The organism is Streptosporangium sp. NPDC006007, from assembly GCF_040614315.1.
GTDB lineage: Bacteria > Actinomycetota > Actinomycetes > Streptosporangiales > Streptosporangiaceae > Streptosporangium.
On sequence record NZ_JBEXUG010000030.1, the window covers coordinates 6,007 to 18,542 of the forward strand.

Annotated in this window: 11 protein-coding genes, 1 tRNA gene and 1 pseudogene; 4 read left to right on the plus strand and 9 right to left on the minus strand. The window is 65.5% G+C overall.

All coding sequences use genetic code 11. From position 1 onward, the window contains the following. The 6 genes and pseudogenes from ABZ194_RS21740 to ABZ194_RS21765 all read right to left on the minus strand — a co-directional run. A partial coding sequence (locus tag ABZ194_RS21740) for a hypothetical protein (protein ID WP_355598812.1) occupies positions 1 to 1,132 on the minus strand: 1,132 nt, incomplete at its 3' end. A 526-nt stretch (positions 1,133 to 1,658) separates the two neighbouring features. After that, entirely contained in the window at positions 1,659 to 1,886 is a 228-nt protein-coding gene (locus ABZ194_RS21745; protein WP_355598813.1) for an integrase core domain-containing protein, read from the minus strand. Between the two features lie 62 nt (positions 1,887 to 1,948). Then, positions 1,949 to 2,248, minus strand: coding sequence for a hypothetical protein (locus ABZ194_RS21750; RefSeq protein ID WP_355598814.1), 300 nt, complete (start codon positions 2,246 to 2,248; stop codon positions 1,949 to 1,951). Positions 2,249 to 2,267: 19 nt separating this feature from the next. Beyond that, the gene (locus ABZ194_RS21755) at positions 2,268 to 2,933 is read right to left on the minus strand and encodes a tyrosine-type recombinase/integrase (protein ID WP_355598878.1); all 666 of its coding nucleotides are present in this window, start codon (positions 2,931 to 2,933) and stop codon (positions 2,268 to 2,270) included. Between the two features lie 1,167 nt (positions 2,934 to 4,100). Beyond that, positions 4,101 to 4,809: pseudogene (locus ABZ194_RS21760) on the minus strand (transposase family protein). A gap of 278 nt (positions 4,810 to 5,087) precedes the next feature. After that, the gene (locus tag ABZ194_RS21765) at positions 5,088 to 5,636 is read right to left on the minus strand and encodes a hypothetical protein (RefSeq protein ID WP_355598815.1); all 549 of its coding nucleotides are present in this window, start codon (positions 5,634 to 5,636) and stop codon (positions 5,088 to 5,090) included. A gap of 351 nt (positions 5,637 to 5,987) precedes the next feature. Here ABZ194_RS21765 and ABZ194_RS21770 point away from each other — a divergent pair, with 351 nt between their 5' ends. Continuing rightward, positions 5,988 to 6,215: a hypothetical protein gene (locus ABZ194_RS21770; RefSeq protein ID WP_355598816.1), complete on the plus strand. Its 228-nt coding sequence runs from the start codon at positions 5,988 to 5,990 to the stop codon at positions 6,213 to 6,215. 352 nt (positions 6,216 to 6,567) lie between these two features. Here ABZ194_RS21770 and ABZ194_RS21775 read toward each other — a convergent pair. Beyond that, a tRNA-Ser gene (locus tag ABZ194_RS21775) sits at positions 6,568 to 6,656 on the minus strand. Between the two features lie 118 nt (positions 6,657 to 6,774). Then, positions 6,775 to 9,498, minus strand: a complete 2,724-nt coding sequence (locus ABZ194_RS21780; RefSeq protein ID WP_355598817.1) for an AAA family ATPase — start codon at positions 9,496 to 9,498, stop codon at positions 6,775 to 6,777. A 128-nt stretch (positions 9,499 to 9,626) separates the two neighbouring features. Here ABZ194_RS21780 and ABZ194_RS21785 point away from each other — a divergent pair, with 128 nt between their 5' ends. Both ABZ194_RS21785 and ABZ194_RS21790 read left to right on the plus strand, forming a co-directional pair. Beyond that, complete coding sequence (locus ABZ194_RS21785; protein ID WP_355598818.1) at positions 9,627 to 10,583, plus strand: NAD(P)H-quinone oxidoreductase; 957 nt, start codon at positions 9,627 to 9,629, stop codon at positions 10,581 to 10,583. A 5-nt stretch (positions 10,584 to 10,588) separates the two neighbouring features. Then, the gene (locus tag ABZ194_RS21790; RefSeq protein WP_355598819.1) at positions 10,589 to 11,098 is read left to right on the plus strand and encodes a bacterial proteasome activator family protein; all 510 of its coding nucleotides are present in this window, start codon (positions 10,589 to 10,591) and stop codon (positions 11,096 to 11,098) included. A gap of 158 nt (positions 11,099 to 11,256) precedes the next feature. On the opposite strand, the gene ABZ194_RS21795 is transcribed toward ABZ194_RS21790, so the two are convergent. After that, entirely contained in the window at positions 11,257 to 12,066 is an 810-nt protein-coding gene (locus ABZ194_RS21795; protein WP_355598820.1) for an HAD family hydrolase, read from the minus strand. 237 nt (positions 12,067 to 12,303) lie between these two features. Here ABZ194_RS21795 and ABZ194_RS21800 point away from each other — a divergent pair, with 237 nt between their 5' ends. Then, positions 12,304 to 12,507 (plus strand): cold-shock protein, encoded by a 204-nt coding sequence (locus ABZ194_RS21800; RefSeq protein WP_012886943.1) that lies wholly within the window; start codon positions 12,304 to 12,306, stop codon positions 12,505 to 12,507. Positions 12,508 to 12,536 lie beyond the last annotated feature (29 nt).

The window sequence follows — 12,536 nt, forward strand, 5'->3', positions numbered from 1 at the left end:
GTACGGTTCCCCATGTTCCGCTCCCCTGACGGATGTCGAGTCCGTCCTTGGGGAAACTGATCTTCCCGTCGTCAGCACCTCTCCCCTGCACCCATTCGGTGTTGATGCCATTGAGATCAGCCCTATCGGCGTGCACGGTTCCCCATGTTCCGCTCCCCTGACGGATGTCGAGTCCGTCCTTGGGGAAACTGATCTTCCCGTCGTCAGCACCTCTCCCCTGCACCCATTCGGTGTTCACACCATTGAGATCGGCCCTGTCAGCCGTCACGGTCCCCTGCCCGCCGGAGTTGTTGAAGATCTCCACCCCTGTGCCGGTGAAGGTGACGCGCCCCTTGTTCGCCGTCCCCTGGACCCAGGGGGTGTCGATGCCGGTCGTGACGGTCAGGGTTTCCAGGACGGGATAGCGCACCTGAACGGTCGTGGTGAGAAAGTGCTGCTTCTGAGTGGTGGGGTCGGTGGCGACCAAGATGTAGGTGGTAGCCCGTTTCGGGGCTTCGGCCGGCGACCAGGTATGCGTACCCCGGGCGATGGCCGCGTGCCCGCCGGGGAACCGGATCTCGTAGCTGAAGTCGTCGGACCCATCCCAGCTCAGCGTGAGGTTTTCTCCGGCGTCCAGCATGGCCTTGTCCGGGCGGAAGTCGCGCGGCGCCGGAATCTCCTTGGCCGCGGCCTTCACCACCGGCACCGCCGCGTAGCTGGTCTGCCACCCTTTACTGGTTTTGATGATCTCGGTCACCATCAGCACGGCCACCCCGGCGGTGGGAGCGACGGTGACGTTCTCCAGTGTCAGCACCATGTAGTCACCAGACGCGAAACCTTCTATGCGACCGCTCTGGGGGGTGACCTGGAAGACGTTGGCGCCTTGCGGCTGGACAATCACCGGCTGGGTGGCCGCCTGGGGGCCCGACTGGGTGTCGGTGTACTCGCCCTTCGGCTTGATCGTGCTGATGTCCCGGGTGAGGTGGCCGGCGCCGTCACCGACGGGTATCTTCACCTCGATCCTCAACCAGGGCACCGTCCGTCTGGTGTTGGTGACCATCAGATACACCGTCCCCGTGGACGGAGACCGCCCGTCCACTGACGCTTCCAGGGATGTCGGGTCGGTGAGGATGGTGTAGGTCAGCGCAGTCAAGGTCACGACTCCTTCTCTTGGCGGACAGCACAGGTCGATGCCCTGCGCACTACGAGAGGACCAGGCCGGGCAGAACAGGCGGCAGCACGGGTGAGGCGTCTGGCACCCGCCGCTTGTGACACACCACAGAAGACCCCCTTCCTGGATCCAAACGCCAGGATGAGAGCACAACAAGAGCACTTAAGGGGGCCATAACGGGGCGCTTCAGCAATATCCTCAGTGTCTTGACAAGCATTTGGACCATGCTCTGCCAGCAGTGCTGCGAACGCCCGCCAGCCGTGACAAGCGCGGTGATTAAGAAGTCAATTTGATCAAGGCCTGATGCTCTGACCTGCGATCGCGATGTCCATGGACGTTCGCCGATTCCCGCCGTCGTTCATCCCCTTGGCTGTGCAGCCAAACCACATTACTGAGACTGAAGCTCGGAAGTTAGATCATCATGCGTGATTCATGACCGTTAGATAACCATGCATCCCATATGCCGGAATTGCGAGATTGGCAATCCCCTGAAACCGTGGAGACTTTTCTATGCGGCGATGAGCTGCTGACGTCTCGCCGTGATAGCCGCTCGGACAGCCGTGATCTGCTGTTCGTAGGTGATCGGCGGTAACCCATCGGCGGCGCTGTGCCGGCGGCGGGTGTTGTAGAAATCGGCGATCCAAGTGGCGATCCTCACCCGAGCCTCGGCCCGGGTGGCGAAACGATACCGACGGACGGACTCGACCTTGAGTGTGGCATTGAACGACTCAGCCACCGCGCTGTCCAGTGCTTATCCGGCTAATGATCTCGCGTTCTGGTGTTGGCCGGTTCACGCTTTCAGTTCGTGCGGGCGGTGAGCCGACGGAGTTGTTCTTCGTGATGCCGGACGCGGGCAGCGATGGCATCGAGAGCGGCTCGGAGAGTGGCGATCTCGGCGGTGAGGCCGGCGAGGGTCCCACTGGTGGTGGTGCGGTGCCGGTGCTCGTCGATGACGGCCCGGAGGGTGAGGTTGCGGTAGAGGGTGGTGCGGCCGAGTCCGGTGAGGGCAGCGACAGCGGTGAAGGTGACGAGGTGGCCGTCGTGGTGGAGTCGGGCGCGGGCTCTCTCGACCCGGTTGAGGGTGTTGCTGCTGTTCATCCGGTTTGGGCCTCGCTGATCAGGTTATCGAGTCGGGTGATGAGTCGGCGGTGCCGTTCGGCTTCGGTGATCCAGCCCCGATTCTCGGCGTCATGGGCGAGAGCTTCGGCATCAACGCGCTGAGCGGAGAGGATGGGCGGTGAGCTGGGTTCAGCGTGGAAGCTGGGGCAGTGCTCGCAAATGTTGGCGTAGGTGCAGGCGCCCTGGGCCAGCGCGCGGAGACAGACCCGCCGGATATCCTGGACTTGATCAGCGGGGTGTCCTTCCAGCCCGCTCCGCCGGTGATATCGGCCAGAGGCAGGCTGATGCGGCCGGTAGCCGGGATTCGGGCCTGCTGTTTGGCCAGGTCGAGGGCGCGCTCGTATTCGGCGCGGATGGTGGTGTCGAATAGTCGTCCGTAGCGCAGGCCCATCTCGGCGGACATGTGCCCCAGCAGCGCCATCAGTGCTTGCAGCGAGACTCCGGCGTTCACCAGAGCGGTGGCGTAGGTATGCCGGAGCTGGTGGAGGTGATGTGACCGAGCCCGGCCTCTTGAGCGGCGCGATGAAGCTCGGCACGCACCGCTTGCTGTCCCAGACGCCGCCCCAGGTAGGTGAACAAGAACTGAGCCGGACGCCGATAGCGGGGGTAGGGCATCGGTCTGCCGTACGAGCGCAGGTCGATCTCCGGCCGTCTTGGCCGTCAGCGTTGCGCCACGTGCGCGGCTGGCTCATCCCCTGGATACGGCTCCAGCGCTACTAGCGTGCCTGGTTCAACGCGCCCCCGCCCCCTGAACTTCAGTGCCTACTTGCCGCCGTCAGAACCGGACACGTCCTCAACCTCTACGTTCGGATTTAACAGACCACCGGTAGTTCAGGGGGCGGGGGCGCGTTGAACCAGGAACGCTAGATGTGACGGACGTGATTGTGATGATCAACCCGTCTAGCGGGGGTTTCTCTATGTCGTCAGGCGAGCGTCAGCCTCACGATCATGCTGTGACCAGCGGGACCGCTACCAGGTATGAGAGAGCTCACTGTCGAGCCTCACTTGATGCTTGACAAAGCGGATGATCTGCCAACTTCGCCTTCCGTTATCAGTCTTGTGCTATCAGAAGTTTTTTAGTAACCATTCATTATCCTCTTTTTCCGGAAGGGCTAAACGTGACATACATCACAGCAAAGGCCGATTGTCTATTTTCAATTTGTCATGCAATACTTGCAAAGTATTTGATGATTAAGCAGAAAAAGAGTAAAGGTCACAATCTAGCGTTTTGACCTCACGCTTGCCTGCTCAATCAGGGTCGCTCGAATCCGATCGGCCTAGTCGCCCGCGAGGTCATGGGAGGTGATGACCGGTGCTGAGTATCGCACTCGGTCATGACCTAGCGCCAAGGCCTGTTGATCCACTAGGAGAAGCCGTGAGAATCAGCAAAATGCGTACTCTTTTGCCCGCTCTAGCTGTTGCCGCTTTCGCGGCCACCGGCTTGACCGGAACCGCTTCTGCAGCCTCCACGCCCCAGCCCGAGCCTGCGTCTGATTTTTTGGTCGCGGCGAGTTGCTGGGACGCCTCTTTCACTGGTCCTCCTGGGAACGCGCACTACGACGTGGGCACGTGGTTCCGCAATGGCCCCTCCGCCGCTTGCAGCGGCTACCAGACAACCAAGCAGGGGTGGGCGGTGGCCTACTGCAGGTACATTAATAGTGCCGGTAACCTCTGGTATTACACCATCGAGGGATGGGTGTATGGCCCCAACGTTACCTTCCCATTCAACGACGCCCCGACCCGGTACTGCTAACCTGACGGTTTGATCAGCAAGGGCTGAATCAAATTTCCGCACACAGCAAGATAGACAATCAGCCAGACTGAGCCTTTTTCATCCTGCTTCGCGCATCTGCAGGACACAGATGGCTTTGACGAGCTGACCTGCCCGAAGAGGGCAGCAGCGCAGCGTCCGCGGAGTCTGGCGTGAGCAGAGTTGGCCGGCTTCTGCGAGGTCGGCTTATTCCCTCCCTTGTACAGCACCCGCTGACCTGCGCCGACGTAGCCCTTGTCCGCCGACGTGATCAGCCCGGCGACCTCCAGACAGCGAACGCCCCCCAGACCCGGGCGGCCGTGAGGTCGTGCACCGATCCCGGCGGCGAGCCCGACATCCACAGCGGCGTGCCATCCAGGGCGGCCACGACCTGAATGTTCATGCCGTGCCGCTGGTGTTTGCCGGAGTGGTACGGCCGGTCGGCGGCCACCCGGTCGATCGGGATGAGCGTGCCGTTCATGATCACGAAGGCGTATCCGGCGCGCTTGGCCGCGCGCGACACCTGGTCCAAACGGGGAGAACGCCGGGCGAGCAGGGCGACGGTCTCACCGACGTAGCGCCGGGCGGTGGCCGTACCGACGCCGAATCCAGCGGCGAGTTCGGCGAACGTCTCCCCTTTACGCAGGTGGACCAGGACGAGCAGGGCCTGCCGGCCGGGACCGAGCCGTCGCCACGGCGAACCGATCGCCTTGCGGTGACGGCGGATCACGCCTGCCGGATAGGTCAAGGTCCGGCGTGACAACGGCAGCGCAGCACGATAGAAAAGCACACGAGCCTCTGGCGTGATGGTTGATCTTGGTCGACAACCCTTCTACCAGGGGCTTCTCTACTTGTCGATCAGACATCGCACCTCGTAACAGGCCATGACCTGCGACTTCAGGTTGAAAAAGGCTCACTCTATCCGTGAGTCCCCCGCGATTCCCCCTTGTTCTCCGGCCTTACTGGCACGCGAATGGCACGGCCTGACCTTCTTATCTGCAGGTCCCTAAAAGATTTTCAGCGGCGTCCGAATCAGTTTATGGCGTTGGTCGACAGCACCACTACTGTTCAGACCTGTCCGGCTCGTCTCATCTGCAGGGCGGCAGCACACCAGCGGACCGAATTCCCTGCGAGCAGATGTTCCAAGACCGTCTTCCCGTGGACTTGTGTGTGGAGATCATCAGCGGAGAAGCCCTCGGCGAGGAAACCTTCGATCTTGCCAATGGCTAGATAGGGAACTCCTGCATCACGCCATTCGACGGCGAGGTTCACGTCGTCCCCGACGAAATTTCTCCAACTGGCGATCACCTGCTCCCGATCCAGATCGGTCGATGACCAGTCGACATCCGCGTCTATGTAGTGCGCGAATCGGAGATACGTCTTTTTGTTGTCCTGTTGCGCAGGCCGCTTCGGCGTTCCCCGCAACTTCTTGTCGCGCTCGCGATAGTTGTATCCCCAGCCACGAAGCGCTTCTTCCATTTCGGCTCGCTTTGATCTGACCTGCTGGGAGCGCTGTTCCCTGATCTCGCCTTGCTCCTGCGTCTCCTTCTGTCTCCAGCGTGGAGTCTTGCCATTGAGCAAAAAGTGAAGCGTGGAGTTCAAGTCCTCTTCGGGCAAACTGTTGACCTCTGGGCCTTCTGGTGGCTAACCCGAAGAATTGTGACACAAAGCTATTACCAGATGCGAGGTCGAGTGTCGAGTTAAGGCCGTCGCACCGACACCAGATCGTCCCGTCGCCGTCGTCCCACCCAGAGGAGAAGCGGGCCGGGGTGAGGGGCGAAAGGTGGAGCGCCCCACCGGACGAACGACCTTGCACCCCGTAAGCAGGACTGCCACCTTCCGACGGTCGGGTGGGAACGGCTCGTCCTGGCCAGGTCCAAGCCACAGGCCAACAAGAAGTGGACTGACAGCGGAGAGGCTCACGACGATCGGGGCCTGAAGCGCCGGGCCGAGGACGAGGGGCGTCCGGTGCCCGTCCCGCCCGAGCTGGTCACCAGCCTGAGGGAGCACATTGAGGAGTTCGGCATTCACGAAAACGGCCGACTGTCCCAGACCTCGCGCGGCGGAGTGATCTCCATCGGGACATACTGCGAGACGTGGAAGGCAGCCCGGTTCCTGGCGTTGACCCCCGAGCAGCAGGTGTCCCCTCTGGCCGTACGGCCGTACGACCTGAGGCACGCGGCCGTCTCGCTCTAGCTCAACGCGGGTGTGGCCGCCCCCGAGGTGGCCGAGCGAGCGGGGCACGGAATGGATGTACTACTCAAGGTCTACGCCCAGTGCATCGACGGGGGCGCGGAGGTCGCCAACCGGCGAATAGACGACGCGCTCGCAGCATGATCACACGTACGCTCAAGGGGTCCCGTTCGTCGCGGGGCCCCTTCGTTTTGCGGGCGCGACCTGGGGAAACAACTCAAGATCCATCCCGCGTATATCCCGCGAACACCGGCCGAGGGGTGCTCACGGTGGCGTACGGCTGCGCACCCCCGAAACGATCAACGGCGCCCCGCCGAGGGGAAACCCCTGGTCAGGCGCCGTTTCGTGAGGTGAGCGGAGAGCGTGGGATTCGAACCCACGAGGACCGTCACCGGCCCTAGCGGTTTTCAAGACCGCCGCCATCGTCCACTAGGCGAGCTCTCCTGGGTGACGCGCTTCGAGAACGTGTCGGATTGCACTTTAGTCCCTCACCGCCCCGGACGCGTCCGGGACTCGGCGGACGCCTCGCCTCCGCTGGGGGCGAGGCGTCCGCCGTACCGGCTCAGGGGTACTGCGTGGCGAAGCCGTCGCCTACGGACGCGGCCAGGCGAAGGTAGGACTCACGGGTCGCCGGGTGGAGCCTGTCCAGCTCCATCTCAGCGCCTTCCTCCAGGTGGGGGTCGTAGGGGATGCGGATCACGGCGCGGCAGCGGGCCGCGAAGTGGGCTTCCAGGCGGTCGAGGTCCACGGTGGACTTCGACCTGGGGCGGACGCTGCAGAGCACCACCGTGGCCGAACGGACGAGTTCCTCGTACTGGTGGGCTTCCAGCCAGTCCAGGGTTGCCGAGGCGGCGCGGGCGCCGTCCACGGACGGTGAGCTCACCAGGACGAGCTGGTCGGCCAGTCCGAGAACGCCGGACATGGCCGAGTGCAGCAGGCCCGTTCCGCAGTCGGTGATGCAGATCGAGTAGAAGTTCTCCAGGACCTGGGCCACCGCCTGGTAGTCGGACGCGCTGAACGCCTCGGACACCGACGGGTCGCGGTCGGAGGCGAGGATCTCCAGGCGGGACGGAGCCTGCGAGGTGAAGGCCCGGATGTCGACGTAGCGCTTGATCTGCCGGCGCTCGTTGAGCAGGTCTCGGACGGTGGCGGACGTTTCGAGCTCCAACTTGTCCGACAGGGTGCCCCGGTCGGGGTTGGCGTCGACCGCGATGACCCTGTCACCTCGGGCCTGGGCAAGGGTGGCGCCCAGGCCGACCGTGGTGGTGGTCTTTCCGACACCGCCCTTCAGGCTGAGTACGGCGACCCGGTGGTGGCCCGTGGCGACGGGGGTGCGGGCCCGGCCGACCAGTTCGCGGCGGCGGCGGACCTCTGGGGATTCGCCTGGTTTGATCAGACCAGCCGACGCCTTGTAGATCAGCTTGCGCCAGCCTCCGGAGGGTGCGTTGCGACGCCCCCTGAGCAGCGATTCGGGGTCCAGGCTGTCGGCCGACGGCCTGGCACCCGAGATCTGCTGCCGGGAGGGGGCGCTGAAGGCGGGCGGCGGAGCCGAGTGGCGGCGCCTCGCCTGGTACGGCTCCCGCACCGGTTCGGTTCCGTCCCGGCCGGGGGCGACAGGCGTTTCCCGATCGGAGAGGCCGGTGGTGGCGGCCGAGTCCCGTTCGGGGGTGGAGTGCCTGTCCGTACCGGAGCTACCGGATGCGCCGGACGTTCGGCCGGAGGTGCCGGGGATACCGGATGTTCGGCCGGAGGTACCGGATGGTCCGGGGGTGCCGGAGGCGAAGGGTCTGCCGTCGGCGGGGATGAGGGGTTGGTTCGGACCGGTGGCGAAAGGCGTGCCCCGCTCGGAGGTGGGTGAGGTGTCCCGGTCCGGAGCGAATGGATTGTCCCAGTTTCGACCGAAAGCCGACTCTCGGCCAAAGGCCGAGTCGCCGGAGGGTACCGAACCGAACGCCCCGAGGGTCTGGGGGGGCGTAGCGGACCCGGAAGCCCCCGAAGTCCCGGACGCTCCGGACGCTCCGGACGCTCCGGACGCTCCGGACGAGGAACGTTCCGACGGCGTAGCCGGTTTCGGCACGTCGGCACCGAAGGATTCGGGCGCCCGGAATGCCTCTGCGGCCTCCGGCTCGGCACGCCCGGCGCCAGGCTGAGACGAGCGGGACGGGTCTGCGGCCCTGGAGTCGGCGGCCTTGAACACCGCCCGGTCACGGTCCTGCTCAGCCTCGTCATGGTCGTACCCGGCGCCGCCGCCGGCGGCGGCGAAGTGGCCGTGTTCCTGCCCGGCACCGCCGAAGGTGAGCTCCTCGCGGACCGGTTCCCCACCGGCCTCGGGCGTGAATCGGTCACGATCCTTCTCGACCGACCGGAATCGATCATCGGAGTCGCTCCCCGGCCCAACCCCGTCGTGCCCGGAGTCGCCGTCCACTCCAGGTCGGTCGTGCCCGGAGTCGCCGTCCACTCCGGATCGGTCGCGACCGAAGTCGTCCTCCGCCCCGAACCGGCCCTGATCGGAGCCGCCTCCGGCCTCGAACCCCTCATGTTCGGCGTCGCCTCCCGACCCGAACCTCTCGTGATCAAGGCCGTCTCCCGCCGGTCCGGGCCTGTCCCGGTCGGGGTCGTTCCCTTCGGACGTGAGGCGATCGCGGTCGGAGTCGGTGCTGTCGAACGCGAACGCCTCGGCCTCCGGGGTCGCCGGTTTGAAGGGTTCGAGGCCGGGAGCGTGTGACTCGACATTGGTCAGGGGGAAGGTCTCCGCCGGATCGGCGGGTCGGCGGGACTGCTCGAACAGGCCGTGGAACGGCTCGTGTTCGGGCTCCGGGCGCGGCGTACGGCCCTCGGGCCGGGTGATCCCGCCCGTGGCACGGCCACCGACGTCATCCGCCTCCTGACGGGGTAGCGGTTTGAGCGGAGCGAGAAAGCCGTCGTCGTCCCGCGCGGGGAACGCGCCGGCCGGGGGCGCCGGAGGCACGGTGAAGGCGCCCGCCGGGCCGGAGGCGTTCATCCAGTCGGCCGCGTCGGCGTCCTCGGCCGGTGAGTCGGCCAGGGCGGTCGCGAACGTTCCCACAGGGGCGTAGGAGGGGTCGGCGGCCGTGCGGAACAGCGCTGACGACAGGGCGTCGGGCTCGGCCGGAACCAGGCTCCAGGGGTCCTTCGGATATGGCGAAATGACGGCGTCGTCCACCGCGGTGCTCTTTACCGCGACGACGGGCGCCTCCTCCTGTTCCTTGATGGCGTCGAGCCAGGCAAGCTGTTCTTCGAGAGATTCCTCACGATCGTGTCTTGCCACCGTGTTCCCCCTCGGGATGGGTGTAAAGGGGCAGCAAACACATAGCAGGTTAACGCCCTGTGTTCTCATCAATGCGGGCAACCACCAAGTTGATCTCCGGTGGACGGCTTTGGACTAGCTTTGGACACATGCACGCCATCGTGATCGATAAGCCTGGCGGACCCGACGTCCTCGCCTGGCGGGAGGTTCCCGACCCCGTGCCGGGGCCGGACGAGGTCCTTGTCGACGTGGCCGCGTCCGCGGTCAATCGGGCCGACGTACTGCAGAGGCAGGGGTTCTACCACCCGCCTCCCGGGGCCTCGCCGTACCCGGGGCTGGAGTGCTCCGGCGTGGTCGCCGCGGTGGGTTCGGACGTGGAGGACTTCAAGCCGGGCGACCGGGTGTGCGCCCTGCTGGCCGGCGGCGGCTACGCCGAGAGGGTCGCCGTGCCCTGGCAACAGGTCATGCGTGTGCCGGACGGTGTGGACCTGGTCGAGGCGGCCGGGCTGCCCGAGGCGGCGTGCACGGTCTGGTCCAACGTGTTCATGATCGGACGGCTCAGGAAGGGCGAGACGCTCCTCGTTCACGGCGGTGCCAGCGGGATCGGCACGCTGGCCGTACAGCTCGCGAAGGCGTTCGGCTCGCGCGTGGTCGTCACGGCGGGGTCGGCCGAGAAGATCGCCCGCTGTCTCGAACTGGGCGCGGACGAGGGGATCGACTATCACGACGGGGACTTCGCGGAGAAGGTCGGGGCCGATGTGATCCTCGACATCATCGGCGGGCGATACCTGCCGGAGAACGTGCGGGCCCTCAAGACCGGAGGCCGGCTGGTCGTGATCGGCATGCAGGGCGGCTCCAAGGGCGAACTGGACCTGGGGGCTCTTCTCACCAAGCGGGCCTCGGTGCACGGGACCACGCTACGTCCGAGGCCGGTCGACGAGAAGGGGGTCATCGTGCGCGGCGTCGTGCGGAACGTCTGGCCTCTGGTCGACGCCGGCGCCATCCGCCCGGTGATCCACGCCCGGGTGCCGATGGACCAAGCCGCGGAAGCGCACCGGATCCTGGAGTCCGGGGAGCACATCGGGAAAATCCTGCTAGTAGGTTGAGGGCTATGAACGCTGAGGAGAGCACTCCGCATGTAGTGGTCGTGGGCCCCCCGGGCATCCAGGGCGATGAGGAAGGCGAAGGGCGGTCGGTCGCCGACCTGGTCGAGCAGCCGGCCAAGGTCATGCGCATCGGCAGCATGATCCGCCAGCTCCTCGAAGAGGTCCGGGCCGCCCCGCTGGACGATGCCAGCCGTAAGCGGCTCAAGGAGATCCATCAAAGTTCCATCAAGGAGCTTGAGGACGGCCTGGCGCCCGAGCTGGTTGACGAGCTGGAGCGGCTGTCGCTCCCCTTCACCGATGACAGCAGCGGCGCCCCGCCCAGTGACGCCGAGCTACGGGTGGCCCACGCGCAGCTGGTCGGCTGGCTCGAAGGACTGTTCCACGGGATCCAGACCACGCTTTTCGCCCAGCAGATGGCGGCTCGCGCCCAGCTGGAGAACATGCGCAGGGCGCTGCCCGGTGGGGTGTCACTGCAGGAGGGCCACCAGCAGAGCAGCTCGGGCCCTTACCTGTGACCTGAGGCCGGCCGTGCGACCTCGGGGCGCCGCGGGTCGGCCCTGGAGTCACCTCCGGTCGCCGGTGAGGCTCGAAGTCACCGCCGATGGCCGGTAAGACCCGGGGTCGCCGTCGGACAGTCTCGGTAAGGCTCGCCGGACGGTCGGCAAGGCCCGGGTCACCGCCGGTAGAGGCCCTCCAGCACCATGGCGACGCCGTCGTCGTCGTTGGCCGCGGTCACGTGATCAACCGCGGCCAGCACCTCCGTGTGGGCGTTGGCGACGGCGTAGGAGGTGCCGGCCCACCGGAGCATGGGCAGGTCGTTCGGCATGTCCCCGAAGGCGATCACCTCGGTGGACCCGACGTCCCGTATCTCGGCGAGCCTGGCCAGCGCCGAGGCCTTCGTCACACCGTGGGCGCTCATCTCGATGAGCGCCTGCCCACTGGAGTGGGTGGGGGTGACGAGGTCGCCGACCAGCCCGTGGACCGTCTCCTGGAGAAGGTCGGGGTCCATCCCGGGGTGCAGGGCCAGCAGCTTGGCACAGGGCCGTGAGAGGAGCGCGGCGGTCTCGACGTACTCGACGTGGAATCCGGTGGTGATACCACTGTCCCAGCTGCCGAGACGAAAGTCCGATTCGTGCGCGAATCCGCCTTCGTACTCCACAGAGAACGCAAGGTCGGGAACCTTCTCACGGAGCCGTCCGACCACCTCTTCAAGCACATCTATAGCGATCAGGTGCGATTTCACGATCTGTTCGGTATGCAGGTCGTAGACGAGCGCGCCGTTCGCGCAGATGGCCAGCCCCTGATGACGTACGGCCGCCGCCACCGTGCGCATCCACCTGGGTGGACGGCCGGTCACGAAGACCAGCGTGGCTCCGGCGCTCTCCACCAGGGCGAAGGCGGCCACGGTCCGGGGTGAGACGGTTCCGTCGGAGCGCAGAGCGGTACCGTCGAGATCGGTGGCGACGAGTCGGGGGCTTCCCATAACAGGGTCCAGTCTGCCCTGTGATGCGGGAGGCGCCGTCCTCGGGATCCGTCTCGAAGGAATCTTCCTCATGGCGGGAACACAGTGGCGCCGGATAGTGTTAGATGTGGTGGCGTTGTATTAGCTGAATCCCGTTGTGAAAACCAGTTTGACTGAACCACCCCGGGGCCCGCTGTACGACACATGGGGTTCACGAGGTGTGAATCCCAAAGTTTCAAATCCTGAGGGAGAGCTTTAATGGCTCAGGGAACCGTCAAGTGGTTCAACGCTGAAAAGGGCTTCGGCTTCATCGCACCGGACGGCGGTGCACCGGATGTGTTCGTGCACTTCTCCGAGATCCAGGGCAATGGCTACCGCAGCCTGGAAGACGGCCAGAGGGTCGAGTTCGAGATCACGCAGGGCCAGAAGGGCCCGCAGGCCTCGCAGGTCCGCGCCGTCTGACGCATAGACCTCTGCTAGGGGGGAGGGCG

Coding starts and splice junctions, on each gene's coding strand:
- ABZ194_RS21750 (WP_355598814.1), bottom strand. CDS start 2,248: ATGAACAGCAGCAACACCCTCAACCGGGTCGAGAGAGCCCGCGCCCGA.
- ABZ194_RS21785 (WP_355598818.1), top strand. CDS start 9,627: ATGCACGCCATCGTGATCGATAAGCCTGGCGGACCCGACGTCCTCGCC.
- ABZ194_RS21790 (WP_355598819.1), top strand. CDS start 10,589: ATGAACGCTGAGGAGAGCACTCCGCATGTAGTGGTCGTGGGCCCCCCG.
- ABZ194_RS21795 (WP_355598820.1), bottom strand. CDS start 12,066: ATGGGAAGCCCCCGACTCGTCGCCACCGATCTCGACGGTACCGCTCTG.
- ABZ194_RS21800 (WP_012886943.1), top strand. CDS start 12,304: ATGGCTCAGGGAACCGTCAAGTGGTTCAACGCTGAAAAGGGCTTCGGC.